Below are 24,356 nucleotides of genomic sequence, written 5' to 3'. Positions count from 1 at the left end.
ATGGGTACAGAAAAACCTGCCGCCGAGCGCTCTCTAAGCCTTGCCGACGCACTCTTCCCTGCAACTAAGCAGCGGGTGCTTGCGGTCCTGTTCGGCCGTCCGGACCGCAGCTTTTACGCACGTGAGGTGATTGAACTTGTCGCGGGCGGATCCGGCGCCGTGCAACGTGAACTGGCTACGTTAATGCAAGCCGGGTTGATCACGGCCAAGCGCATCGGCAATCAAGTGCACTATCAGGCCAATCCAACATCGCCCATATTTACTGAGTTGCGCTCCATCGTTCAAAAGACGGTGGGAATCGCAGAACCTATCCTGCAGGCTGTGACTCCGCTTGCAAACGAGATTGCGGCCGCTTTCGTTTACGGGTCCATAGCCAAGCAGAGCGACACCGCCAGCAGCGATATCGACTTGATGTTGATCAGCGAGGCGTTGAGCTATGGAGACGTATTTATTGCGCTGGAGGAGGCGGGGCAAGCCCTGGGTCGGCCGATCAATCCCACGATATTGACGCGCGAGGAGTTCGCAAAACGCCTGATGGCGCAGGACTCGTTTCTGACTAGAGTGCTCGATCAACCCAAGATCTGGATTCTAGGTGGCAAGGATGACCTCCCCGTTTGTGCTGAGAAGGTCAACGCGCTCAAGCCATTCGCCTGATTGCATTAACGTGACCGCGGCGTATATGCACCTGTCGGCCAGATCGCCGCGTGCTACGGTTCAGTTCCGGCTCGTCCACCTTTCGCCCCGCACGCCACCGTGAAACTTCTTTCGTCTGTTCTCGGCTTCTGCCGGAAGATCAATCAACACGACTTGTTCAACGGCGCCGCCGTGCTGGGGTTCTACCTGACCCTGGCCATCTTCCCGGCCATCATTCTGATCATGGCCTTGCTGCCCTATCTGCCCGTGCACCACGTGGACCAGGCCATCATGGACCTGCTGGGCCAGGCCCTGCCGCCCGAGTCCGCCGCCATGTTCCAGGACGTGGTCAAGGACGTGACCGAGCAACCGCGCGGCGGCCTGTTGTCGTTCGGGATCGGCGCCAGCCTGTGGGCCACGTCCACCGGCATGTACGCGATCATGCAGCAGCTCAACACCATCTACGGCGTGCAGGAAGGGCGGGGCGTGTTTCGCGGCCGGTGGGTCGCGATCTGCCTCAGCCTGCTGTTCGTGGTGCTGGTGATCCTGGCGTTTTCGCTGGTCGTGCTGGGCGGCCTGCTGCAGGAATGGCTGGGCAACCAGCTCGGCATGTCTACCCTATGGCAGGTGGTGTTCGGTGTACTGCGCTGGGTCATCATCCTGTCGGGCCTGATCCTCGGCTTCGCGCTGATCTACTACCTGGCGCCCAACCGCAAGCAGCAGTTCGTGCTGATCACGTCGGGCAACCTGGCGGCTGCGGCGCTGCTGGTGCTGTCGTCATTGATCTTTGCGCGCTATGTGCAGACCTTCTGGGACTACAGCGCCACGTACGGCAGCGTCGGCGCGGTGATCGTGCTGATGCTGTGGTTGTACATGGCGGGATTTTCGATGCTGATCGGGGCGGAGCTGAATGCGTGGCGGCACGCCGGGACGTCTGCCTAGCGCGCCGGTTCGTAGTCCTGGCCAGGCATCGATTCATCGCCATTGCAGCGTCTCACGCCGCATCGCCTGCCGAGCATCGATGGCAGGCCACGCCGCCTCGCTTTCCTGACGCCTATTTCTTTGCCTTCCGTGCAATCTCATCCCCCGCATCCGCCGGCAGTGGGCGCACGTCGTACAGCGCGATCAACGACAGCAGGGCGATCAGCACGAACGCCAGGCGGAAATCCACGGCCGGCACGTCGGTCACGCCCAGCCCATCTTTCGCCCACGACCCGACCCGCAGAGCCAGTGCGCCGACGGCCACGCCCACGCCCAGCGACAGCTGGAACGCCGTGCTGAACAAGGTGTTGGCGGCGCGCAGCTTGGCGGGCGGCACATCGGCAAAGGCTAAGGTGTTCAACGCGGTGAAATGCAGGGACCGGGCCAGGCCGCCCACGAATAGCACGCCCAGGATCCAGCCCAGCGGCGTGTTGGGCGACAGCATCGCGTAGCAAAGCAGGAAGACGACGTTGGCCAGCCCGTTCCATCCAAGCACGCGCTTGAAGCCGTGGCGGCGGATGATGCCGGTGGTGGCGGGCTTCATGGCCAGGTTGCCGGTAAAGATGGCGACCATCAACAAACCGGCATGGAAGGGGTTCAGACCGAAGCCGACCTGGAACATCAGCGGCAGCAGCAGCGCGGTGGCGCCGGTGGCCATGCGGAACAACGATCCGCCGCTGACGGTCGCGGCAAAGGTCTGCACTCTCAGCACGCTCAGGTCGATCATCGGGTGGGTGGCGCGGTGCATGTGCCAGACGCAGGCGGCCAGCAGCAGCACCCCGGCGATCAGGAAGCCCACAGCCTGTGCCCAGGGCGTGCCGTCGCCACTGACGAGTTCGACGGCCCACAGGGTGCAGAACAGACCGCCGCCGCCAAGCAGGAAGCCTTGGGTGTCGAAGGGTTGCGGGGTCGGGTTCCTGTCGTTGGGGATCAGCTTCCAGGCAAAGTAGAAGGCAAGGATGCCAAGCGGCAGGTTGAGATAAAAGATCCAGCGCCACGATGCGTAGGTGGTGATGAAGCCGCCGATGGGAGGGCCAAGGATGGGCGCGACCAGCGCCGGCCAGGTCAGGGTGGCGATGGCGCTGACCAGCTTTTCCTTCGGTGTTGTCTTGAGCACGGCCAGCCGGCCGACCGGCACCATCATGGCGCCGCCCATGCCTTGCAGCACACGCAACAAGACGAATTCCCACAGCCCGGTGGCAAAGCCGCACAGCAGCGACGATACGGTAAAGAGGGCGACCGCCGATGCAAAGACGGTGCGGGCGCCAAAGCGTTCGGCCACCCAGCCGCTGGCCGGAATGAAGACGCCCAGCGCCAGCATGTAGGCGCTGACCCCGATGCTGAGGTCGACCGCCTGCACACCGAAGGACTCGGCCATCTGCGGAACGGCGGTGACGATGATGGTGGCGTCGAGGTTCTCCATGAAGAAGGAGGCCGCGACCAGCAATGCGATCCAGGTGCTGGCCCGGCTGTCGTAGGCCGGCACCTGAGTTGTGTGGGACATCGGGGTGTCTTCGCAGAATGGCAGTCAGGGATCTTACCCCCCTAGGCGCTACGCGCCTCCCCCAGGGGCGAAAGCAGGGAGGCCCCCTAGGCGCTGCGCGCCTCCCCCAGGGGCGACAGTAGGAGGCCCCCTTGGGCGCTGCGCGCCTCCCCAGGGGCGGCACTGGCGGCCTGGCAAAGCCAGATCCGCTGTGCCCTGGATCTGTACAAGCGTTTAGTCCGCGCCCACCTGCAGCTTGCTCGGCTGGCGTTTTTCGATCGACCACTTGAGCAGCGCGGCGCTGCGGTAGATGCCGTGCGCGAATTTGCCGTAGGGCAGGGTCAGGAACAGCGCCATCACCACGCCCAGGTGCACGGCCAGCAGCAGGCCCATCCAAGAGGTGTCGCGCAATCCGAGCAACAGCAGGCCCGTCACGCTGATGAGCAGCAGCAGCACGATGAACCCGCGGTCCATTGGGCGCTGCGCCACGTCGCCCTGCGCGGGGTCTCGCTTCAGGTTCAGCCACAGCAGGCCGACCGGGCCGATGATGAGCCCGATGCCGCCGGCGGTGCCAAGCAGCACCGGCAGACTGAAGAACGGGTAGGGCGCGTGCCAGTCCAGGAAGTAGTGGTACAGCGTTGCGACCGACGTCGCGGCAAAGCACAGCATGAAGCCGTAGAACGTGAAGTGGTGGAACCGCCGGCGGCGCAGCGTGAATCTGTCGCTCTCGTCGTTGCAACCCTTGCCGTGTCCGCCATCGAGGTACTTCAGCTTGAGCGCATTGCCGGCGGCTTCGGCAACTGCTTCGCCGCTTGCCGCACCGGGGCTGACGTTGCGCCAGAAGCGTGTCACGCCGATGCCCAAGGCAAGGAGGGCCAGCATGAACACGCTGCCGAACATCAGCGCCAGGGTGTTGTGCGGAAAGATGGCGTAGAAATTGCCTTGCAGCGGCTCGTGGAAGAGGCCGCCGTTGACCCCTGCGGCCAGCACCAGGAACAGCGTCAGACAGACCGCCGCCGCCATCGCGACCGTCAGACCGTTGCGTTCGTACAGCTTGCCCAGCGGCGCAGGCCAGGCAAAGTCCGAATAGGTCTGCACGCGTACCTTGGCCATGGCCTGCGGCACGTTCACGCCAAATTCATGGGGCGGCGCGTACTGGCAGGCGTGCAGGCAGGCGCCGCAGTTGTGGCACAGGTTGGCCAGGTAATGGATGTCAGCCTTGCCGAATTCCAGCCGCCGGCTCATGGCCCGGAACACGGCACAGAAGCCTTCGCAATACCGGCAGGCATTGCAGATTTCCATCATGCGGCCGACTTCGTTTTCGTCGTGGCTCAGCGCCTTGCTGTCCTTGCCTGCCCAACGGACCGGATGCTCCTTCATGGTCACGCCCGGCGTGGCAAGCGCAACGGCTTCCCGCGTCAGGATCTCAAGCTGCTTCACGGCGTGCTCCTTCATGCGTGTTCAGGGCGGCGGCCGCCGCGCTGGTGCCGGCAATGCGGCCAAAGGCTGTGCCGATGGTCATGCCCACGCCGGCCGTATACCCCTTGCCCAGCACGTTGCCGGCCATCATTTCGCCCGCCGCGAACAGATTGGGGCTGGGGCGGCCGCCGAAATGCACGGTCGCGCCCTCATCCACTTTCAGGCCCAGGTAGGTGAACGTGATGCCGGGCCGGACTGGGTAGGCGTAGAACGGCGCGGTGTCGATGGGCCGGGCCCAGTGGGTCTTGGCGGGTGTCACGCCTTCGGTATGGCAGTCGTCCAGCACGGTATGGTCGAAGGTGCCAATGCGGCAGGCGGCGTTGTACTGGTGGATGGTGTCAACGAACGCGGCCTCGTCCAGCCCGACCGCGCGGGCCAGCTCCTCCAGCGTATTGGCCTTGGTGCCCGGAAACACGGGTGGCATGAACCGTCCGACGGCTTTCGCGTCGATGATCGAATAGGCGATCTGCCCGGGCTGCATGGCGGTCAGGCGGCCCCAGATCGCGTAGCGCTTGGGCCAGAAGTCTTCGCCTTCGTCATAGAAGCGCTGGGCGTCGCGGTTCACCACCACGCCCAGTGACACACAGTCGATGCGGGTGCAGATGCCGCCGTCGTACAGCGGCGCGCGGGCATCGATGGCCACGCAATGCGATTGGGACGGGTCGCCAATGATGTCGGCGCCGGCATCGATCATGTAGCGCAGCAGCACGCCCATGTTGTAGCGGGTTCCGCGGATCAGGAAGTTGTCGGCGGGCCATTCGCCGCGTTCATTCTGGCCCCAGGCATCGCGCAGCCATGCCAGGTTGGACTCGAAGCCGCCGGATGCCAGCACACAGGTGCGCGCTTCGATGCGGGTGTCACCCATGCGGGCCGCAACGAAGCGGTCGCCGTCCAGTTCCAGCGCGTCGACCGTGCTGTCGTAGCGGATCTGCACGCCCAGGGCTTCGGCGCTGCGGTAGTAGGCGTTGATCAGGGCCTTGCCGCCGCCCATGAAGAACGCGTTGGTGCGAGCCAGGTGCAGCGTGCCCGACAGCGGCGGCTGGAAATTGACGCCGTGCTTGCGCATCCAGTCGCGACAGGTGGCCGAATGGCGGATCGCCACGCGCGCCAAGTGTTCATTGGTGATGCCACCCGTCACCTTCAGCAGGTCCTGCCAGAATTCTTCTTCGGGGTAGGCGTCGAGCAGCACGTCCTGCGGCGCATCGTGCATGCAGCGCAGATTGCGGGTGTGCTGGGAGTTGCCGCCTCGCCATTCGCGTGGCGCGGACTCCAGCACCATTACGCTGGCGCCGGCCTCGCGCGCCATCAGCGCAGCGCACAACGCGGCATTGCCGCCGCCAATTACCAGTACGTCAATCATCGGGAGGTCCGAGGGGGATGGTCAGGCCGCTACTGTAGGGTCCGCCCGGTGCCGCCGCCATCCCTGACGGCACAAGCCCCTTCACGAATCGTGAAGGCCCCGAGCCTGGCGCATCGACCCTTCTACAGCGCCTGCGCCAGCATCCGCGACAGCGCGTGGACGCGGCGGACCTCTGCTGTCTGCCGCCGCGATCCGCGCGTTCGCGCCAGGGCCCAGGCCGCCCCTGTCACGACCCGTCTCAACCGCTGCAGATAACCGATCACCTCGGAACGCGGCGCGGCATCCAGATAGCGGGTCAGCAGGGCGGCGCCGTCGCCGCCGTCGGGCCCAAGCAGATCGGACGCCGACGCCAGGTACAGCGCAACGTCGAAGGCCTGTGCCAGCGGCAGCGGCACGGCGTCCCCGATCGGTTCTTCGAAATCGATCCGGTACAGCACGTCGTCCTGCAAGGTCAGATTGCGCAACTGGGCGCCGCCGTGCCATTGCCCGGTCCCGTGAAAATCGGCCAGGTCGTCGGTAATGCGTTGAAGCAGGGCAAGGCGCGGGGTCGGCGCCATCCGCTTGAGCAGCGTCTCGACCGACGGGCCGCAATGCTGCATCACCATGTAGCGGCGCGTTTCAAGGTAGACCGTCGTCACCGGCCAGCCCAGGCGCCGGAGGCCCCGCAGGCGATCGGCTTCATAGCCAGGCGACCGGCGGCGGATTGCCGCGGTGTCGAGCGATGCCTTGAAGATCAGGCGGCACGCCATCCGCATGGCCAGGGTGGCGAGACAACTTTTCCGTGCTGCCCGCAGGGGTTTGACGATGACCGCATCGCCGTTGACCAGCAGCGTCTGGATATCGTCGCGCAAGCTGACATGGCCGTCGATATCGCGCAGCAGGGCGCTGCACTGTGCGAGCGAGGCAGGCGTGGTGATCGAGGTCGGGGACGCTGGCATGTAGGGGATCAGGGGGCCGCAAGATCGTTGCGGCTGGCAATCAATGTCAGCCGGATTTCAGCATGCACCACTGCCCCGGGGCGTCATCCTTACCGTATCGTAATTCGCGTGTTGCAGCGAAAGAACGGATCGGCCAGCACCTCACGCTTACATTTCGCCTAAAAGCCGCGTGCTAAATTTTTAGCTCATCCACTGGGAACAGCATGAACGACAACCCCAAGCCATTTCATCTGCCCAACGCAACGCAGACCATCGACCGCCGTTCGCACGAAATCTTCGCGGCCGCGGTGTCGACGACGCGCATGCCCATGATCGTCACGGACCCGAAGCAGCACGACAACCCTATCGTGTTCGCCAACAATGCGTTCCTGATGATGACGGGCTACACCGAAGATGAAATCTTGGGGACCAACTGCCGTTTCCTGCAGGGGCCGGATACCGATCGATCCACGGTGGATGAGGTGCGCAAGGCCGTTCAGGCCAATCAGGAAATCGCTACCGAAATCCTGAACTATCGCAAGGATGGCTCGACCTTCTGGAATGCGTTGTTCATCTCGCCCATCGTGAACGAAGCCGACGAGGTCATCTATTTCTTCGCGTCCCAGCTGGATGTCAGCCGCCGCCGCGACGCCGAAGATGCGTTGCGGCAGGCCCAGAAGATGGAATCCCTGGGTCAACTCACTGGCGGCATCGCCCACGACTTCAATAATTTGTTGCAAGTCATGTCCGGCTACGTCGAGCTGTCCCGTGTCGGGCTCGAATCCGGCGCGGGGGCGGCGCGGGTCGGCGCCAATCTGGATCGGGTCAAGGACGCGATCGACAAGGCGTCGCGGCTCACGCAGCAACTGCTCGCCTTCGCGCGCAAGCAAAGCCTGAGCGGCCGGGTGCTGAGCCTGAACGGATTGGTGGAAGACATTGTCAGCCTGAGCGACCGGACCTTGGGCGAGCATGTCCGCATCCGCAACGAATACGCGCCCAACCTGCCGAACGTGAGGGTGGATTCGACGCAAATGGAAGTTGCGATGCTCAACCTGTTGGTCAACTCGCGCGATGCGCTGGCCGACACGCAGGATGCCACCATCACAGTGCGCACCGAGCTCGTCACCATCGATCATCATCAGCTGGTTGGCTTTGCCGAATTGAATGAAGGCCAGTACGTGACGGTCAAGGTTTCGGACAATGGCAGCGGCATTCCGCCCGGAGTGGTCGATCGGGTCGTGGACCCCTTCTTCACGACCAAGGAATTGGGCAAGGGCACCGGCCTGGGGCTGTCCATGGTCTATGGCTTCGTCAAGCAGTCAGGCGGCGCCATGAACATCGAATCTCAGGAAGGCGTCGGCACGACGGTTACCCTGTATTTTCCCGCGCTGGACGCCGACGAAAACCCCTTGCCGACGCCAATCAAGATCGTCGAGCAAATCGGCAAGGAACGGATTCTGGTGGTGGACGACCGGCCGGAAGTGGCCGATGTGAGCAAGGCGCTGCTCGACCAGCTTGGCTACGATGCCATCGTGGCCTATACGCCGGACGACGCGCTGGCCGTCCTGGCCAGCGACGCAAAGATCGATATGCTGCTGACCGACGTGATCATGCCGGGCAAGATGAACGGCGTGATGCTGGCGCGTGAAGCCCGTCTGTTGCGCCCCAGGATCCGCATCCTGCTGACAACGGGGTTTGCGGACACGGAGCTCAATCGCAAAGGTGAACGGGCGTCCGAATTCGACATTCTCTACAAACCCTACAGCCGCGGCGATCTGTCCAAGAAAGTGAAGATCGTCATGAAGGGGCCCACCGGCGTCGGGTGATCAGATCGCTTCGCCCACGCGCAGCTTGACGCCAAAACGATACAGCCGATGGCCGGACATGCCCATGCGTTCGCGGGCTTCCAGGAAGGTATCCCACAGCACAGGGTCGGCGCCCGCCTTGCTGGCTTTGATGTACGCATCGACCATATCGCGCGACGCATGCGCAAAATCGGTCAATGCATCCAGTTCTGACTGTTTCATGGGCAAGCCCTCGATATCGATGGCACATGCTATCGCCGGGGTCCCGGCGTTGAACATAGGTGACACGGACTACACCGGCCGGACGGGATGAGGCGATAATGCATGTTGCAACGCAACCTAACCGGAGAACTTCCTTGTTGCCTCACACCATCGGCGAAATCGATCCCCCTCAACGGCTATTGATGGGACCCGGCCCGGTCAACGCCCATCCGCGCGTGCTGCGCGCCATGGCGGCGGATCTGCTGGGGCAATTCGATCCGGAAATGACGTCGTACATGAACGAGGTCATGGCCCTGTATCGCCCTGTATTCGGCACCGGCAACCGGTGGACCTTCCTGGTCGACGGTACCGCGCGCGCAGGCATCGAAGCCTCACTGGTGTCGATGGTGGCGCCGGGCGACCGGGTGCTGGTGCTGAATTTCGGCCGCTTCGGCCTGTTGCTGACCGAGATCCTGGCGCGTATCGGCGCCGTGGTTGAAACAGTTGACGCCCCCTGGGGCGAAGTGGTGCCCATGGACGCGGTGGCGGCGGCAATCGAACGCTTCCAGCCCAAGGTCGTGGCCACGGTGCATGGTGACACGTCCACCACGATGGCCCAGCCGCTCGACGGCCTGGGCGACCTGTGCCGCGCCGCGGGTGCGCTGTCGTATGTGGACGCCACCGCAACCATAGGCGGAATGGAAATCGCCGCCGACCGGTGGGGGTGGACGTCGTGACCGGCGGCCTGCAGAAGTGCCTGGGCGGGCCCTCGGGCTCTTCGCCTATCACCATCTCGGACCGCGCGGCCGAAGCCATTTTCGCGCGCCGTCATGTCGAAGAGGGCATCCGCCGCGATGACATCACCGACGGCACCGGCATCCGCATCGGGTCCAATTATTTCGACCTGGCCATGATCATGGATTACTGGTCCGAAAAACGCCTGAACCATCACACCGAAGCCACGACCATGCTGTACGGCGCGCGGGAATGCGCCCGGGTGGCGTTGGGCGAAGGGCTGGCGCCACGCTACGCACGGCATGCGGCCGCAAGCCAGGCCATGATGGCGGGCGTTCGGGCAATGGGGCTGACGGTGTTCGGGGACGAACGTCACAAGATGACCAACGTGACTGGCATCCTCATTCCGGAAGGGGTGGATGGCGAAGCGGTTCGCCGCCGCATGCGCGAGGATTTCGAAATCGAGATCGGGTCGGCGTTTGGCCCGCTGCAGGGCAAGATCTGGCGGATCGGCGCCATGGGCTACAACGCCATGAAGCACAAGATCCTGATCACCCTTGGCGCGCTGGAATCGGTGCTGCGCGCCGAAGGGTACGCCTGCCCGCCGGGCGCCGCGGTCGACGCGGCGCTGGCGGCATGGAACAAGGCGTCGATTACTTGATGACGCCGCACGCCTGACGCGCGCCCCCGCCGCCCAGCGGCGCGGGGTGATCGCTGTGGTTGTCGCCGCCGGCATGCACCATCAGGGCCTTGCCGCTGACGGCCGCCAGCTTCAGGCGGGGGGCCAGCACGGGCTGCATGGCGTTGCCCTGGGCATCCACGATCAGGGGCGGCAGATCGCCCAGGTGGGCGCTGTCATCCCACGGATGGCCGTGCTTCTTGGTGTTCTGCGGATCCAGATGGCCGCCGGCCGCGCCGGCCGGGACCATCTTGCCGCCATCTTCCTTGGCATCGCAGCTGCCCATCGCATGCACGTGGAAGCCGTGAACGCCGGCAGGCAGCCCGGTCAGCTTGGGGGTCAAGACGAGACCGTACTTGCTGTCCGACAGCGTCACGTCGCCGATGGCCTGACCCTGACCCTTTTCCGTCGCCATGTACATTGGGACGGTCGTGTCGGCATGGGCGGCGGCGGCGCCCAGCAGGCCGGCAAGCAGGGCGGGAATGAGAATGCGCATGGTGGTGCTCCAGGACGTAATCGAAGAGCAGACAATCTAGCCGCTGGCGCGCGGTTGTGCCACTGCGGTTGTCACGCGATGTGACGGCCCGGCCTTGGCGAAAGCGGGCTGAACAGGTGGCCAGATAACGGGCGGATGCGCTGGACGCGCCATTGCGGATGGCCAGTTCAGGGACGCGGCAAGCGTTCCCCCAGCGCGGCCAGAAAAGCGGCAGCCTGTTCGGCCATCGGCTGGCGCATGCCGATCGTGGCAGGCTGGTCGTCTTGCGCACTCAACACGCGTTCCATGCGTAACCGGAACAATTCAGCGGATTCGCGCTGGGCGCGCACCGACAAGGTGCCCAGCAGGGTCTCGAGCGCCTCGGCCATCACGATCTGACGCGCTTCGAGTTCCTGCATGGCGTGCGCCATTTCTATGAGGAGTTCTTTATGCTGCATCGTGGCGTCCCCTGTCGTCGGAGCGGTCATCGAGCTACCGATTCTAGGACGCCCTTGTCAAAATAGCTTCCTGCTGAGCACGCCGATTCCAGGTTTATTTCCTTGCCCGTCCATGCGCTTCAGTAGCCCGGACGATCGGTCATGACCTTGTCGGGCGTCATGGGCGTACTGCGCACCCGCTTGCCGGTGGCATGGAAAATCGCGTTGCAGATGGCGGCCGAAACACCGACCAGCCCGATCTCACCCACTCCCTTGGCACCCAGCCGGCTGACGATGCGGTCGTCTTCGTCCACGAATATGACGTCGATGTCGTGAATGTCGGCATTCACCGGCACATGGTATTCGGACAGGTTGTGGTTCATGAAGCGGCCCAGGCGATGATCCGCATGCGTCTCTTCATGCAAGGCCTCGCTAATCCCCCACACGACCCCGCCGGTGATCTGGCTGTGCGCGGTCTTCAGGCTCATGATGCGGCCGGCGGCAATGGCGCTGACCACCCGCGTCACGCGCACCGTGCCGAACTCCTCGTCCACCTTGACCTCGGCAAAGACCGCCGAGTGGGTCGAACGTGTGTACTTCTTCTGCTTCAGCACGTTGGGCAGCAGCAGGTACTTTTCTTCGATGCGAGTCTCTTTCGCGGCGGCGAGCAGATCGGGCAGGGTGACCGACACCGTCGGGTCCAGCTTCAAGCGCATGTGGCCTTCCACGAATTCCACGTCATTCAGGCTGGAGTGCTCGAACGGCTGGCCTTCGAGCGACCTGGCCATCTTGTACAGACGCTTTTGCAGCTTCTCGCAGGCGCCTTCCACCGCCGAGCCGACGGTGGCCACGTGCGACGATCCGCCTTCGATCGGCGCCACCGGCAACGTCGAATCGCCCAGCTGGAAGGTCACCTTTTCCAGCGGCAGGCCCATCGCTGCCGCCGCAATCATCGCCATGACGGTGTACGTGCCGGTGCCGATATCGGTCGCCGCGCTGCTGACGACGAGCCGGCCATCCGCATGCAGCACGGCGCTGGCGCGCGCGAACATCTGCATCGCATCCCACTGGCCGGTCGCCATGCCCCAGCCCACCAGCTCGGTGCCTTCCCGCATCGATCGCGGCGCGAGCGGACGGCGCGACCAGCCAAAGCGCTCGGCCGCCTGTTCATAGCAGGCCCGTAATTCCTTGGTGGAAAAGGGCAGGTCATTCATCTGGTCGCGTTCGGTGTAGTTCTTCAAGCGCAAGGCCAGCGGATCCATGTGCAGTTCATAGGCCAGCTCATCCATGGCGACTTCCAGCGCGTGCACGCCGTGCGCCGCGCCGGGTGCGCGCATGTCTATTGGCGTGTACTGATCGAGGTCGACCAGCTGATAGCCCAGCCGCACGTTGTCGCACGCGTAGAGCTGGCCGGACCAGTTCACCACCACTTCAACGTAATCCTCGATCCGCGAGGTTTCGGCAATGGCTTCGTGCATGATCGAGCGCAGCGTGCCGTCTCGCTCGGCGGCCAGCTTCACATGCTGCAGGGTTTCGGGCCGATGGCCGAACGTGAACATCTGCTGCCGGGTCAGCACGACGCGGACCGACCGTTCCAGCTTGAGCGAGGCCATGACCGCGAGCGTCAGCTGGTATTGCGGACGCAGCCCCGACCCGAACGCGCCCCCCACGTACGGATTGCGCACGGTCACCTTGTCCTTCGACAGGCCGAACACGTGCGACACGTACCAGCGGCTGTTCTGCGAGCTTTGCGTCTTGTCGTAGATGGTCAGATGCCCATCGGCATCACGGATCACCGTGGACGCGAACAATTCAAGCGGATTGTGGTGCTCCACGCCGTTGTAGTAGGTTGCCGCGATCTTGACGGGGGCCGCATCGAACGCGGCCTGCGCATCGCCGCGTTCGTCGGGTGGCGGAGAATAGCCCGCCTTCAGCCGGCTGGGCTTGTAGCCGCGATGCAGGTTGTCCATCAGATTGGTTTCGTGCGGTTCGATCGCGTACTCGACGTTCACGAGCGATGCAGCATGGCGGGCGGCTTCGAAGGTCTCGGCGACGACCAGCGCGATCGGCTGGCCGCTGTACAACACCTTCTCGTCATACAGCGGACGGAACGGCGAGCCGCCCGGGGCGGTCATGTCTTTGTACGACAGGTCGAACGACCGCATCTTGGGCCGGTTCTGATAGGTGATGATGTCAATGACTCCGGGAACGGCCAGGGCCTCTTCCAGATGAAACACCGTCACGCGGCCCTTGGGAATGCTGCTGTTGACCACGACACCATGGGCCAGGTCGTCGGCGAAATGTTCGGCGGCATAGTGTGCGGTCCCGGTGACCTTGGCGCGGCCGTCGACGCGTGACACTGACATGCCCTTGGTCACATAGCCCGTGCCTTCCGGGGCCACAGGCGCTTTCAGCGATTCGATCAGGTCAGTCATACGGTTACCTCGGAAATGTAGGGTTCACCGGTATTGGTCACGGTGCCTTCAGCGGCCAGCGTCAATGCGCGAACGATGGCGCGATAGGCCATCGGGATCTTGTAATCGTTGGCGCCCTGGCCCTTGGCATTGCTTAGCAGGGCTTCGGCAGCCTGGCTGAACACGGCGGCATCGGGCCGGGCGCCGACCAGGCCGGCTTCGATCTGCAAGTCGCGCCAGGGTTTGTGCGCCACGCTGCCGAGCGTCAGCCGGGCTTCACGAATGGTGCCGTCGTCGGCCAGGTCCAGCGCCGCCGCGACCGAGACCAGCGCAAACGCATACGACGCGCGCTCACGCAGCTTCAGGTACACCGAATGACCGGCAAACGCCCGTGCATCGGGCAGTTCCAGATGCGTGATCAATTCGTCGAACGCCAGCGTCGTGTCCTTGTCGGGACGATCCTCGGGCAGACGATGGAACTCCGCAAAGGGGATCTGGCGGGTGCCCGACGGCGACTGCACATGCACGATGGCGCCCAATGCCGCCAGCGCCACGCACATGTCCGAGGGGTGGGTGGCAATGCAGTGTTCACTGGCGCCCAGGATCGCGTGCTGACGGCTCAGGCCGCCGATCGCCGAACAGCCGGTACCCGGGTCGCGCTTGTTGCAGGGCACCTGCGAGTCGTAAAAGTAATAGCAGCGCGTGCGTTGCAGCAGATTGCCGCCATTGGTGGCCATGTTGCGCAGCTGGGGAGACGCGCCGGCCAGAATGGCGGCGGTCAGCAGCGGGTAGCGGGAACGCACCAGCGGGTGATAGGCCGTGTCGGCATTGCGGACCAGCGCGCCCAGCTTCAGGCCACCGTTCCCGGTCTCTTCGATCTGGTTGTAAGGCAAGCCATTGATGTCGACCAGACGCACCGGCCGCATCACGTTTTCTTTCATCAGGTCGATCAGGTTCGTCCCGCCGGCAATGAACTTGGCCACGCCCACCGCCATGCTGTTGCCTTCATGCCCGCCCAATGCATCGAGCGCCTCTGCCGCATCCGCGGGCGCCAGGTAGGTGATGGGATTCATACTGGCACCGTCCCGACGACGACGCTGCGATCGGTGGTTTCGATGACGACCGGGATGTTCATGACCTGGGTCACGGCGTGCACGATCTGCGGGTAGGCGCCACAGCGGCACACATTACCGCTCATCAGCTCCCGGACCTGATCGGCGTTCCTGGCTTCGCCTTCATTCATCAGGCCGACCGCGGAGCAGATCTGGCCGGGCGTGCAGTAGCCGCATTGGAACGCGTCGTGGTCGATGAACGCCTGCTGCAAGGGATGCAACGTGTCGCCGTCGGCCAGTCCTTCAATCGTCGTGATTTCGCGTCCGTTCTGCATGACCGCCAGCGTCAGGCAGGAATTGATGCGCTTGCCGTCGACCAGTACCGTACAGGCGCCGCACTGGCCCTGGTCGCATCCCTTCTTGCTGCCGGTCAGATGCAGGTGTTCCCGCAACAGGTCCAGCAGGCTGACCCATGCTTCGATCTCAAATTGTGTTTCCTGGCCGTTGATGCGCAGGGTGATGGGGTAGCGCGGCGCGGCAGCGGGCGCCACGCTGGGCCTGGGGGTGACTTGTGCGTCCATGGGAATCCTTGGTGAGCGAGCCTTCGTGTGTCCCAAGGACAGCAAGGTGCGTGCCCATGCGGCGCGGAAAAACGAACAGCCGGCAAAGGCCGGCTGTTCATCGTGGGTCAGTCTGCCGGCCTGGGGGGCCGGCGCTTCCTTACGGACGGAGGCGACTTGCGCGCTGACGCATCTTGCTCGACAGGCGGATGGCCGCCCATGCCAGCCAGCGGCGATTGGTCACGCGCACCTGGGGCAGGCGACGCAGGACTTCGACGGCAATGCCACCCTTGCGGTACCAGGTACGACGGCGTTCCTGGCTGTCGGTGCGACGGCCGATCAGCCAGTCCGCCTTGCGCAGACCGGGCTTGTAGACCGGCGGCACGTTGAAGATCAGGATGTAGGCAAGACGCGGCGCGGTCGACGTATTGGCCGCCGTGTAGTGCAGCGTGCGGACGTCGTGGATCGTGCAGTCACCAGGTTCCAGCGGGACGGCAATGGCTTCGGACTTGGGGAAGTCGCCGATGCATTCGAGCGGGTGGAGCGAACGGTCGCCGCCGGGCGATTGGTGTTCCAGCACGTCGCCCAGATGCGAGCCTTCAAGGAATTGCATGCAGCCATTGGCTTCGGTGACCGGCTGCAGGGCCATCCAGATGCTCAGTTCCTTGTATTCGAAGTCGGGCGAGCGGAAGGCCTCGTCCTGGTGCCAGGGCGTTTCCGGGCCGTACAACGCCGGCTTGAGGAGGGCATGCTCGCCGTACAGCGCGGCGTCTTCGCCGAGCAGTTCCTTCGCCAGCGCCAGCGCGCGGCGATGGAAGGTGGTCTTGCGCAGTTCGGGTACATAGTGGCTCGGGTCGTGCATGCTTGGAAAGCTCTGCATCTTGCCCGGCTCATCGCGCCCCGAGAAATCGTATTGCGCACCCTCTTCGTAACCCGCTTTACGGGCAAACAGACCAAGCAGCGTGTCGCGGATTTGCTGGACTTCGGAGGGCGGGCAGATGCCCTCGCGGCGCATAAAGCCTTTGGTTCGATAATCGTTGAGTTCTTGTTCGGAAAGCAAGGCCGCAGTGCCCACGTTGGTCTCCCCAGATTGGAGGGGAAGCGCGCCCCTCATCGCAATTGACATTGGGCTCTACCGTAAACGCTATGTAACCGTTGGTGCATCGTGAGAACGTACTACTGACGCGCCGTAGAACGGGCGTCCTAGTGTCGCGGTCTACTCCTCCCGCAGCCCAATCGAAAGACTGGGTTCCTCCTATTTCGGCTGGGGCACCGTCCAGAAATAGACTTTGCGTCCGTTGATGTCCACGGTCTGTTCAGGTTCCCAATCGGGCATCTGGAACGCATGCGACACGATGCGGGTGCCCGGCTTGAGCTTGAGCAGCGTGGGCTTGAGCCTGGCGTTCAGGCCTGGGAGCAGATACAGGCTGATCACGGTGGCGGCCCGCAGGTCCTGCTGGAACAGGTCACCCTGCACGAAACGCACCTTGTCGGTGACCTCGGCTGCCTTGGCGTTGGCATTGGCCTCGGCAATGCGTTGCGGGTCGATGTCGAATCCCACGCCCCGTGTGCCGAATCGTTTGGCGGCCGTAATCGGGATGCGCCCGTCACCCGACCCGAGATCGTACAGCACGTCGTTCGGGCCGACATTGGCCACCTTGAGCATGGCATCGACCACTTCCGGCGGCGTTGGCACATAGATGACGTCCGGCCTGCGGGCCGCTTCGGGCGGGCTCGCGGCCTGCACCGCGGCGGGCGGTGCGAAAGACAGCAGGGCAAGGACGACTAGGGCGGCGGGCCAGCCCAGACGGGCAGTCAACATGGCGATCTCCTTGGCTTGGCGTTCAATGGCAGGTCGGTCGGGTTCACGATCCGTGGTTGGCGTCGGCCGTGGTGGACGACGGGCCACGAAACAGCAGCAGCACCGCGCCCGAAGCCAGCACGCCCAGGCCAACCAGCGCGCCAATGCCGGTGTGCACCAGGCTGGCGTACAGCAGGTAGCCGCTGCTGGCGCAGAACACCAGCGGTGTCAGCGGGTAGAGCGGAACCTTGAACCGGCGTGGCAGGTCGGGCATACGGCGGCGCAGCACGAAGAGGGCAATGCCGGTCAGCACGAAAAACAACCAGAACACGGGCGCCGTGTATTCGACCATGGTGGCAAAGCCGCTGCGCGTGACCGCGCCGAGCATCACCAGGCCCAGCGCAATCGCGCCCTGGGCCAGCAGTGCATTCACGGGTGCGCCCTTGCGGGTGTTCCAGACACCCAGCGCGCGGAACATGGGCGTGTCGCGGCCAAAGGCGAAGTTGGTGCGGGCCCCGGTCAGGATGGTGGCGTTGGCCGACGTCAGGGCCGAAATGGCGATCAGCGTGCTGATCCACCCGGCGCCTTGCGGGCCGACCAGGGCGCGCATGGTGTCGGCGGCCACGGCGGACGAGCCGGCCATGCCGCTCATGCCCAGGCCGTTCAGGTAGGCCAGGTTGACCAGCAGGTAGAGCGCCGTGACGATGCACAGGCTCCAGAACAGCGCGAGCGGCAAGGTACGGCGCGGCCCGATGACTTCGGCCGACACGTAGGCGGCTTCATTCCAGCCGCCATAGGTCAGCATCACGAAGATCAGCACCAGTCCCCATTGGGTGACGGCGGGGGTGGTCGGGGCGGCCGAGGCCGCGGCGGCGGGCGCTTCGGCAGGGGACAGCAGCAGGCCGGCGACGATGATCAGCACGACACCGCCGACTTCCAGCAGGGTCAGCAGGTTCTGCGTCCACTTGCCTGACTTCAGGCCGATGATGTTGATGGCGGTCAGCACGATCACCATGACCGCGGCGTAGATCGCCGACGAATAGGGCCCGATGTTGATCACCTGCGACGCATAGTCGCCAAACACGTAACCCAGTAGCGCGATCGATCCGGTCGGGATGATGGTCAGCCGCGCCCAGGCGAACAGGAAGGACACCTTGTCGCCGAAGGCCAGCCGCAGGTAGTGGTAGTCGCCGCCCGCGTGGGGATGGGCGGTGGCCAGCTCGGCGTAACACATGGCGCCTACCAGCGACAGCAGGCCGCCAAAGACCCAGGCCATCAGCATGTGGCTGGGGGTGGCGGCGTTTCCCGCCACCAGGGCCGGTGCGCTGAAGATGCCCGCGCCGATCACGAGTCCGACCACCAGCGCGATGGTGTCCAAAGTGGACAGCTGGGGACGCGGCTGATTGTTGGCGGTGGTGTCACCCACGCCGGATGGCAGGGCGCCCGAAGCAGGCATGGCCGACCCGGAGGTCTCGGAAGTCGCAGGACGCATGGGGCAGGGCGCTCGCAGTGGGTGGGGGCTGGTCCACCCGCGACTATGCCTGTCGAGGCGCGACCCCGTCATGTCCGTTCATGAAAGCTTACAAAAGACTGAACGGTCATCGTCAGTACGCGGATCGTCAGGGCACTGATCTTCCTGGTGCTGACGATCAGTGTGCTGCTGTTGATGTGGCAACGATCATTGCGGCTGACCCGGATTGTGCAGCACGGAGTGCCGCCGTGAATACATCGCGTAAACCACGAGCCCGACCGCGACCCAGATGCCGAACGCGATCCACGTGACCCGTCCCAGATGCGCCATCAGGAAGACGCAGCTGGCCACCCCCAAAGCAGGAATCACCGGCACGCCGGGGCAGCGGAAGCCCCGCGGCAGGTCGGGCCGGGTCCGGCGCAGCACCACCACCGCAATCGAAATGAGCGAGAAGGCCGCCAGGGTGCCGATGTTGATCAACTCGGCCAGCACACCCAGCGGCACCCAGCCAGCGATCAGCGCCGAGGCCATGCCGACCGTCCAGGTCAGGCGCGTGGGCGTGGCGTAGCGCGGATGCAGGGTTGCCAAGGACGCGGGTAGAAGTCCGTCGCGCGCCATGGCGTACAGGATGCGCGTCAAGCCATAGCCCATCACCAGGATGACGGTTGTCATCCCGATGATGGCGCCCAGGTCGATGAAGCCCGCCAGCCACCCCTGGCCCGCCACCTGCAAGGCAAGCGACACCGGATGGTCCAGGTTCCGCGCGAATTCGGCATAAGGCACGATGCCGGTCATGATCGCGGCCACCGACACATACAGCACGGTGCACACGAACAGGGACCCCAGGATGCCGCGCGGCAAGGCACGCTGCGGATCGCGGACCTCTTCGGCGGACGATGCCACGGCATCGAAGCCGACGAAGGCATAGAACATCAGCGCCGCCCCGGTGTAGACCCCCTGCATCCCAAAGGGCATGTAAGGCTGCCAGTTCTCGGGTTTGACATGAAAGACGCCCACACCGATGAACAGCAGCACCACGGCCAGCTTGATGGCCACCATGATGTTGTTGACGCGCTTGGACGCTTTGATGCCGAGGGACAGCAGACCGGTGATCGCCGTCATCACCAGGAATGCGGGCAGGTTGAAGAGTGTGTCGCGACCGGGAATCGCATTGGGCGCCGCCGTCAAGGTGGATGGCAGGTGCCAGCCGAAACCGGCGATCAGGGACTGGAAATAGCCCGACCAGCCGGCCGACACGGCCGCGGTGGCCAGCCCGAACTCCAGGATCAGCACCCAGCCCACCATCCACGCGACGAGCTCGCCCAACGTGGCGTAGGTATAGGTGTAGACCGATCCGGCGATGGGCACCGTGGATGCAAACTCGGCATAGGCCAGCGCGCAGAAAAAGCAGGCAACGGCCGCCAGCACGAAGGACAGGGACAGGGCCGGCCCCGCCGTGAGCGCCCCGGTGCCGGTCAGCACGAAGATGCCCGAACCCACCACGGCCCCGACGCCGAGGAGGATCAGATCCAGTGTGGTCAGGGATTTGACGAGCCCCGCGTCGGCGCGCTGCGCCAGCATGAGGTCGATGCTCTTGGTTCGGAACACGCTCATGGACGACTCCGCGACATGGAGCGTCCATGATATGCCGCGGGTTTGCGGGAAGGCTACGCCGGGCTTGCAACAAAGCGGCAGGGCCTACGCCGTTGCGGCTTCCGGCGACGTCACCGTTTCTTCTGTTGTGGCGCGCCGCAGTTCGCGGCGGGTCGCCATGTCGAAGGCGCGGCCCCGGTGCAGGGTCGCGGTGTTGTCCCACATCACCAGGTCGCCCACCTGCCATTCATGCGCGTACACGAACTGACGCTGGGTCGCGTGTTCCAGCAGATCCAGCAGCAGCATGCGGCCTTCGGCCACCGTCATGCCTTCGATCTCGCAGGCATGGATGCCGACGAACAGGATCTTGCGGCCTGATCGGGGATCGGTCTGCACCAGCGGCCAGGCCACGGGCGGGATCGCCTTGCGCTGTTCTTCCGTGTACTGCGTATCGCCCAGCAGGAAGCGCGAATGCAGCGCATAGTGGATGGCCTTCAGGTCTTTCAGCGCAGCCTTCTGTGCGGCGGGCAGCGCGTCATAGGCGGCGCGCAGGTCCGCGAATTCGGTGTTGCCGCCCGAGCCGGGCAGCGACACGGCGGACAGCATCGAATACTTGGCGCGTGGGCGCTGGAAGGAACTGTCGCTGTGCCACAGCTGATTGGCGATGTTGCCGATGATCTTGGCATGATTGCGATCCGCCAGGGCGCCATCAGGCGTCACGTTGGAAATGTCGGCCAGTTCCGCATAGTCGAAACGGTGGGCGCCGCCCTTGACCTTGCGCAGCCCCAGGTCCAGCGGACCAAACGAGGTGGCAAAGGCCATCTGCTGCGCCTGGGTCACCGGCTGGCCGCGAAAGACCAGCACGCCATATTGGTCCATGGCCGCCTCGATCGCGCGCACCTGCGCGTCGTCCAGCGGCTCGGTAATCGTTATGCCGGTGGCTTCGGCGGCAAAGCCAGGGGTCAGGGGAGTGAGTTGCAAGCTCATGTCAGGCTCCAGGAAAAGGGAAACGAATGGGATTCGGGAATCGATAGATCGGCAGCCGCGGCCGCGGCGGCCGCGTCATTCCGGCTTGATGTGGGCGTTGGCGACCACCTTGCGCCACTTTTCGATCTCGCTGTGAATCAGCGTCGTGTACTGCTCGGCGGTCGAACCGACCGGCTCCATGCCCAGCTGCATCATGCGGGCGCTCAGTTCCGGCGCCTTGACCAGGGCGGCAATGTCCGCGCTGATACGCTGGCGCAGTGCGGCCGGCACGCCGGCAGGCTCGACAATGCCGATGGTGCTCATGGCCGAAAAGCCCTTGACCGTGTCGCCGATCAGCGGCACGTCGGGGCGAATAGCGGCGCGGGTCGGACTGGCCAGCGCGATCAGCTTCAGCTTGCGTTCGTCAGCGAAGGGCAGCGCCGAAAACATGACATCGAACAGCAACTGCACCCGTCCACCCACGACATCCTGCTGCGCCGGACTGCTGCCCTTGTAAGGCACGTGGACCAGATCGATGCCGGCCATGTCATTGAGCATCTCGCCTGCCAGGTGCGGGCCGGTGCCTACGCCCGCGGTTGCGTAGCTCAGTTTGCCGGGATGCTTCTTGGCGTAGGCGATCAATTCCGGAATCGAGTTGATCTCCAGCGATGGATGCGCGAACAGGCCGAAGTGCGTCAAGGCGACTTGCGAGACCGCGTCAATGTCCTTCTTGGTGTCGTAGGGAATCGCCGGCTGCAGGCTGGGATTGATCATCAGCGCACTGACGGCCATGCCGAGGGTGTAGCCATCGGGTGGCGACTTGGCCACGATGTTGATGCCCGTGATGGTGCCGCCGCCGGGCTTGTATTCGACGACGACAGGTTGCTGCCAAGCCGCCTGCATCTTCTCGGCCATCAGCCGCGCGATGATGTCGGTCGGGCCGCCGGGCGCGAAAGGCACGATCAGTTTGACGGGCCGGGTGGGCCAGGCGGCGTCGGGCTGGGCGCGCGCCAAGCCAGGCAAGCCGGTGGCGGGCAGGGCCAGGCTCGCGCCCAGCAGGCTCAGGATGCGCCGCCGTCCGGCGTGGTGCCCTTCATTGCGACAGGGGGTCTCCATGACTGTCTCCTTGTGGGATGGAACGACGCCGTCCTTGCTTTGAGGAGGCAGGGGAAAGGGAGGGGAATTCGGGTACTGCCGCTGCCTGCGTGTCCTGCCACGCCATCAGCTCACGGCCCGACAGGCCGCCGACGTCGGCAGCGAATGCGGCCGCGGCCTCGACCAGCCGGGGAATGACGACATCGCGCAATTTGTCGGGATTGGTCAGGAAGGACGGGCTGCCGCAGTTCAGGCTGAACACTTCGCCGCTTGGCACGCGGATCGGCACGGCGGCGGCGTTGGTATCGGCCTGCCATTCGCCCAGCGAGACGGCGTAACCGACGCGGCGCGCCTTGCGGAGCGCGGCCTCCAGCCGGGGCGCCAGGTCCGGGTGCCCGGCAAGGTGGCCGCCGGCCTGCAGCTCGGCCAGCACGGCCTGGCGGGTCGGTGCGTCGACGCCGGCCAGCCACGCACGGCCTAGTGCCGACGTGGCCAGCGACATACGGGTGCCGACATCGGCGCCCAGATAGGCCACGGCCGACCGGGCGCGCGCCGCTTCGACCACCAGCACGTCCTTGCCGTCGCGCAGGGCCAGGAAGGCCGACGCGCTGCACGCTTCGGCCAGCGCGACCAGATGGGGCCGCACCCAGCGCCGCGCGTCGATCTTGCCCAGAAAGGATTGCGCCAGCCGGACCACGCCAGCGGCCAGTTCGTACTTTTCGGAGTCAGGACAGGGCCGCAGCTGGCCCAGCGCGACCAGGGTGGAGATCAGCCGGTAGGCCGTCGGCCGTGGAATGCCGGTCGCCTCCGCCACTTCGCCGTTGCCTAGGGGCCTGCCCGCGGCGGCAAAACATTCGAGCACGGCAAAGCCGCGTTCGAGTGCGTTGACGGGGATGGGCGGAACAGTATGACGGCGCATGGCGGACTCGGAGCGAAGAGATCCGACCATAAAAGACGCCACCAGGCGCCACAAGCGAATTCAAAAACCGTTTTCATTTTTGCGGTTTAAGCGAGCTGCGCTGTTGGTCTTGATCGGGGTTGTCGCATGGCTGTCGGGTCGGGGATCACCAGATCGTGCGCCGCGCCTGCTCGCGCGGGCCGCCCGCGTCAGGCCGGGATCGCTCTCGGCACGCGCCTCAGTCCGCCCGCGCGAACAGTTCGTGGATCAACTCCCGCATCCACCGGTGCGCCGGGTCTTTTTCGGTGCTGGCGTGCCACACCAGCCGCACTTCGTAGGCCGGCGCATCGGCCAGTTCCCAGGTCGACAAATCGTGCCGCTGCTGCAGGCTGCGCGCGTACATGTCGGGCACGATCGCCAGCATGTCAGTGGTCAGCGCGATCTCGGGCAGTGCGCCAAAGTGCCGCACGCGCATCACGATCCGGTCCGACATCTTCATGTGCGCCAGCATTTCTTCGACGCCGCTGTGGAAGGTCGCGGTCGGTGATGACACCACCAGGGCCGCCTGCGCCAGGTCGCCGCGCGTCAGCACGCGGCTGCGTCGGCGTGGCGAAGGCTTGCCCGCCGCCGGCCGCCACGACGGCGATGCGATCGCCACATAACGTTCGCGGAACAGCAGGTCCGTGCGGATGCCACGATGGCGCGGCTGCAGAATGCCGATCGCACAGTCGATCTCGCGATTGTCGAGCGCCGCCGCGACATCGGCCGCGCCCACCGAAATGTTGGACAGATGCGCATGCGGGGCCTGCCTGCGCAACGCCGCGGCCAGCGGGGGCAGGAACATCATTTCGCCAAGGTCCGACATCGACATCTGCCAGCGCATCGGATTGGTCTCCGGGTCGAAGGCGTCATGGCCGGCCACCGCGATTTCCAGCGCCTGCAATTGCGCCAGCACGGCGGGCGCCACACGCTCGCACAGGCGCGTCGCCTTCAGGCCGGTGGGTGATCGCACGAACAGTTCGTCGTCAAAGAAGTGGCGCAGCCGCGCCAGCGCATTGCTGGTCGCGGGCTGCGACAAGGACAGCGCCTTGCTCGCGGCCGTGACCGACCGGGTGCGGTGGATGGTGGCCAGCACACGAAGCAGATTCAGATCCAGCTGACGAAAATTCATGGCGTCTCCAGGCCGCCGGACGCGTCTCAGGGTTGGTCCGGATTATTCACCGCATCAATGTAGCGCATGTGAAAAAACCATTAGTCAGATGACAGCGGCCTCCGTAAATTTCACTGGCGCCGCAGCGCCCGATCCACCGTTCGCATTCTC

General features: G+C 64.8%; 23 protein-coding genes. 5 read left to right on the top strand and 18 right to left on the bottom strand.

Annotated features, from left to right (window positions below):
• Both ACNANG_RS07395 and ACNANG_RS07390 read left to right on the top strand, forming a co-directional pair.
• Positions 1-654 (top strand): transcriptional regulator, encoded by a 654-nt coding sequence (locus ACNANG_RS07395; RefSeq protein ID WP_420226652.1) that lies wholly within the window; start codon positions 1-3, stop codon positions 652-654.
• Positions 655-753: 99 nt separating this feature from the next.
• A complete protein-coding gene (locus tag ACNANG_RS07390; protein ID WP_420226651.1) occupies positions 754-1,575 on the top strand; it encodes a YihY/virulence factor BrkB family protein in 822 nt (273 codons plus the stop codon).
• Positions 1,576-1,687: 112 nt separating this feature from the next.
• On the opposite strand, the gene ACNANG_RS07385 is transcribed toward ACNANG_RS07390, so the two are convergent.
• The 4 genes from ACNANG_RS07385 to ACNANG_RS07370 all read right to left on the bottom strand — a co-directional run bounded on the left by ACNANG_RS07385 (position 1,688) and on the right by ACNANG_RS07370 (position 6,874).
• Entirely contained in the window at positions 1,688-3,118 is a 1,431-nt protein-coding gene (locus tag ACNANG_RS07385) for an MFS transporter (protein WP_420226650.1), read from the bottom strand.
• A 213-nt stretch (positions 3,119-3,331) separates the two neighbouring features.
• On the bottom strand, positions 3,332-4,537 hold the full coding sequence (tcuB, locus tag ACNANG_RS07380) for a tricarballylate utilization 4Fe-4S protein TcuB (protein WP_420226649.1): 1,206 nt from the start codon (positions 4,535-4,537) through the stop codon (positions 3,332-3,334).
• Positions 4,524-5,936 carry an FAD-dependent tricarballylate dehydrogenase TcuA gene (tcuA, locus tag ACNANG_RS07375; RefSeq protein ID WP_420226648.1) on the bottom strand — a complete coding sequence of 471 codons (1,413 nt, stop codon included), beginning with the start codon at positions 5,934-5,936 and terminating at the stop codon, positions 4,524-4,526. The genes tcuB and tcuA overlap by 14 nt, the downstream gene beginning before the upstream one ends.
• 122 nt (positions 5,937-6,058) lie before the next feature.
• Positions 6,059-6,874, bottom strand: coding sequence for a hypothetical protein (locus ACNANG_RS07370; protein ID WP_420226647.1), 816 nt, complete (start codon positions 6,872-6,874; stop codon positions 6,059-6,061).
• Between the two features lie 203 nt (positions 6,875-7,077).
• Here ACNANG_RS07370 and ACNANG_RS07365 point away from each other — a divergent pair, with 203 nt between their 5' ends.
• Complete coding sequence (locus ACNANG_RS07365) at positions 7,078-8,679, top strand: histidine kinase famiy protein (protein ID WP_420226646.1); 1,602 nt, start codon at positions 7,078-7,080, stop codon at positions 8,677-8,679.
• Here the strand turns inward: ACNANG_RS07365 and ACNANG_RS07360 are convergent, their stop codons facing one another.
• Positions 8,680-8,880, bottom strand: a complete 201-nt coding sequence (locus ACNANG_RS07360) for a hypothetical protein (protein ID WP_420226645.1) — start codon at positions 8,878-8,880, stop codon at positions 8,680-8,682. It lies immediately after the preceding gene.
• 134 nt (positions 8,881-9,014) lie between these two features.
• On the opposite strand from ACNANG_RS07360, the gene ACNANG_RS07355 reads away from it, so the two are divergent.
• Together ACNANG_RS07355 and ACNANG_RS07350 are read left to right on the top strand one after the other, a co-directional pair.
• Entirely contained in the window at positions 9,015-9,596 is a 582-nt protein-coding gene (locus tag ACNANG_RS07355) for a pyridoxal-phosphate-dependent aminotransferase family protein (protein WP_420226644.1), read from the top strand.
• Positions 9,584-10,255: a pyridoxal-phosphate-dependent aminotransferase family protein gene (locus tag ACNANG_RS07350; protein ID WP_420226643.1), complete on the top strand. Its 672-nt coding sequence runs from the start codon at positions 9,584-9,586 to the stop codon at positions 10,253-10,255. The genes ACNANG_RS07355 and ACNANG_RS07350 overlap by 13 nt, the downstream gene beginning before the upstream one ends.
• Here ACNANG_RS07350 and sodC read toward each other — a convergent pair.
• From sodC to ACNANG_RS07285, 13 genes are all read right to left on the bottom strand, one after another.
• Positions 10,248-10,769 carry a superoxide dismutase [Cu-Zn] SodC gene (gene sodC / locus ACNANG_RS07345; protein WP_420226642.1) on the bottom strand — a complete coding sequence of 174 codons (522 nt, stop codon included), beginning with the start codon at positions 10,767-10,769 and terminating at the stop codon, positions 10,248-10,250. The two genes, ACNANG_RS07350 and sodC, sit on opposite strands and share 8 nt — an antisense overlap.
• Positions 10,770-10,936: 167 nt before the next feature.
• On the bottom strand, positions 10,937-11,206 hold the full coding sequence (locus ACNANG_RS07340; protein ID WP_420226641.1) for a hypothetical protein: 270 nt from the start codon (positions 11,204-11,206) through the stop codon (positions 10,937-10,939).
• 119 nt (positions 11,207-11,325) lie between these two features.
• Positions 11,326-13,620 (bottom strand): xanthine dehydrogenase family protein molybdopterin-binding subunit, encoded by a 2,295-nt coding sequence (locus ACNANG_RS07335; protein ID WP_420226640.1) that lies wholly within the window; start codon positions 13,618-13,620, stop codon positions 11,326-11,328.
• Positions 13,617-14,672 carry an FAD binding domain-containing protein gene (locus ACNANG_RS07330; RefSeq protein WP_420226639.1) on the bottom strand — a complete coding sequence of 352 codons (1,056 nt, stop codon included), beginning with the start codon at positions 14,670-14,672 and terminating at the stop codon, positions 13,617-13,619. Before ACNANG_RS07330 ends, ACNANG_RS07335 begins: the two co-directional genes overlap by 4 nt.
• The gene (locus ACNANG_RS07325) at positions 14,669-15,232 is read right to left on the bottom strand and encodes a (2Fe-2S)-binding protein (RefSeq protein WP_420226638.1); all 564 of its coding nucleotides are present in this window, start codon (positions 15,230-15,232) and stop codon (positions 14,669-14,671) included. Before ACNANG_RS07325 ends, ACNANG_RS07330 begins: the two co-directional genes overlap by 4 nt.
• A gap of 139 nt (positions 15,233-15,371) precedes the next feature.
• Complete coding sequence (locus ACNANG_RS07320; protein ID WP_420226637.1) at positions 15,372-16,226, bottom strand: phytanoyl-CoA dioxygenase family protein; 855 nt, start codon at positions 16,224-16,226, stop codon at positions 15,372-15,374.
• A gap of 240 nt (positions 16,227-16,466) precedes the next feature.
• Positions 16,467-17,033, bottom strand: coding sequence for an SAM-dependent methyltransferase (locus ACNANG_RS07315; RefSeq protein ID WP_420226636.1), 567 nt, complete (start codon positions 17,031-17,033; stop codon positions 16,467-16,469).
• Between the two features lie 43 nt (positions 17,034-17,076).
• Positions 17,077-18,468 (bottom strand): APC family permease, encoded by a 1,392-nt coding sequence (locus ACNANG_RS07310; protein WP_420226635.1) that lies wholly within the window; start codon positions 18,466-18,468, stop codon positions 17,077-17,079.
• Positions 18,469-18,690: 222 nt separating this feature from the next.
• Positions 18,691-20,097 (bottom strand): amino acid permease, encoded by a 1,407-nt coding sequence (locus tag ACNANG_RS07305; protein WP_420226634.1) that lies wholly within the window; start codon positions 20,095-20,097, stop codon positions 18,691-18,693.
• 84 nt (positions 20,098-20,181) lie between these two features.
• On the bottom strand, positions 20,182-21,063 hold the full coding sequence (locus ACNANG_RS07300; protein ID WP_420226633.1) for a TauD/TfdA dioxygenase family protein: 882 nt from the start codon (positions 21,061-21,063) through the stop codon (positions 20,182-20,184).
• Between the two features lie 75 nt (positions 21,064-21,138).
• Positions 21,139-22,158 (bottom strand): tripartite tricarboxylate transporter substrate binding protein, encoded by a 1,020-nt coding sequence (locus ACNANG_RS07295; protein ID WP_420226632.1) that lies wholly within the window; start codon positions 22,156-22,158, stop codon positions 21,139-21,141.
• Positions 22,136-23,056, bottom strand: coding sequence for an IclR family transcriptional regulator (locus ACNANG_RS07290; protein WP_420226631.1), 921 nt, complete (start codon positions 23,054-23,056; stop codon positions 22,136-22,138). The genes ACNANG_RS07295 and ACNANG_RS07290 overlap by 23 nt, the downstream gene beginning before the upstream one ends.
• A 217-nt stretch (positions 23,057-23,273) precedes the next feature.
• The gene (locus ACNANG_RS07285; protein ID WP_420226630.1) at positions 23,274-24,206 is read right to left on the bottom strand and encodes a LysR family transcriptional regulator; all 933 of its coding nucleotides are present in this window, start codon (positions 24,204-24,206) and stop codon (positions 23,274-23,276) included.
• Between the last annotated feature and the right edge of the window lie 150 nt (positions 24,207-24,356).

The sequence above is a fragment of the Pigmentiphaga litoralis genome (assembly GCF_048632615.1).
GTDB lineage: Bacteria > Pseudomonadota > Gammaproteobacteria > Burkholderiales > Burkholderiaceae_B > Pigmentiphaga > Pigmentiphaga litoralis_B.
This window is presented reverse-complemented; position numbering and strand designations above follow the sequence as displayed.

Bases quoted from the DNA above. Each gene is read 5' to 3' on its own strand.
- ACNANG_RS07285 (WP_420226630.1), bottom strand. From the start codon at position 24,206: ATGAATTTTCGTCAGCTGGATCTGAATCTGCTTCGTGTGCTGGCCACC.
- ACNANG_RS07325 (WP_420226638.1), bottom strand. From the start codon at position 15,232: ATGGACGCACAAGTCACCCCCAGGCCCAGCGTGGCGCCCGCTGCCGCG.
- tcuA (WP_420226648.1), bottom strand. From the start codon at position 5,936: ATGATTGACGTACTGGTAATTGGCGGCGGCAATGCCGCGTTGTGCGCT.
- ACNANG_RS07370 (WP_420226647.1), bottom strand. From the start codon at position 6,874: ATGCCAGCGTCCCCGACCTCGATCACCACGCCTGCCTCGCTCGCACAG.
- ACNANG_RS07330 (WP_420226639.1), bottom strand. From the start codon at position 14,672: ATGAATCCCATCACCTACCTGGCGCCCGCGGATGCGGCAGAGGCGCTC.
- ACNANG_RS07310 (WP_420226635.1), bottom strand. From the start codon at position 18,468: ATGCCTGCTTCGGGCGCCCTGCCATCCGGCGTGGGTGACACCACCGCC.
- ACNANG_RS07365 (WP_420226646.1), top strand. From the start codon at position 7,078: ATGAACGACAACCCCAAGCCATTTCATCTGCCCAACGCAACGCAGACC.
- ACNANG_RS07360 (WP_420226645.1), bottom strand. From the start codon at position 8,880: ATGAAACAGTCAGAACTGGATGCATTGACCGATTTTGCGCATGCGTCG.
- ACNANG_RS07395 (WP_420226652.1), top strand. From the start codon at position 1: ATGGGTACAGAAAAACCTGCCGCCGAGCGCTCTCTAAGCCTTGCCGAC.
- ACNANG_RS07305 (WP_420226634.1), bottom strand. From the start codon at position 20,097: ATGAGCGTGTTCCGAACCAAGAGCATCGACCTCATGCTGGCGCAGCGC.
- ACNANG_RS07340 (WP_420226641.1), bottom strand. From the start codon at position 11,206: ATGCAGCATAAAGAACTCCTCATAGAAATGGCGCACGCCATGCAGGAA.
- ACNANG_RS07295 (WP_420226632.1), bottom strand. From the start codon at position 22,158: ATGGAGACCCCCTGTCGCAATGAAGGGCACCACGCCGGACGGCGGCGC.
- ACNANG_RS07315 (WP_420226636.1), bottom strand. From the start codon at position 17,033: ATGTTGACTGCCCGTCTGGGCTGGCCCGCCGCCCTAGTCGTCCTTGCC.
- sodC (WP_420226642.1), bottom strand. From the start codon at position 10,769: ATGCGCATTCTCATTCCCGCCCTGCTTGCCGGCCTGCTGGGCGCCGCC.
- ACNANG_RS07290 (WP_420226631.1), bottom strand. From the start codon at position 23,056: ATGCGCCGTCATACTGTTCCGCCCATCCCCGTCAACGCACTCGAACGC.
- ACNANG_RS07300 (WP_420226633.1), bottom strand. From the start codon at position 21,063: ATGAGCTTGCAACTCACTCCCCTGACCCCTGGCTTTGCCGCCGAAGCC.
- ACNANG_RS07385 (WP_420226650.1), bottom strand. From the start codon at position 3,118: ATGTCCCACACAACTCAGGTGCCGGCCTACGACAGCCGGGCCAGCACC.
- ACNANG_RS07335 (WP_420226640.1), bottom strand. From the start codon at position 13,620: ATGACTGACCTGATCGAATCGCTGAAAGCGCCTGTGGCCCCGGAAGGC.
- ACNANG_RS07320 (WP_420226637.1), bottom strand. From the start codon at position 16,226: ATGCGCCGCGAGGGCATCTGCCCGCCCTCCGAAGTCCAGCAAATCCGC.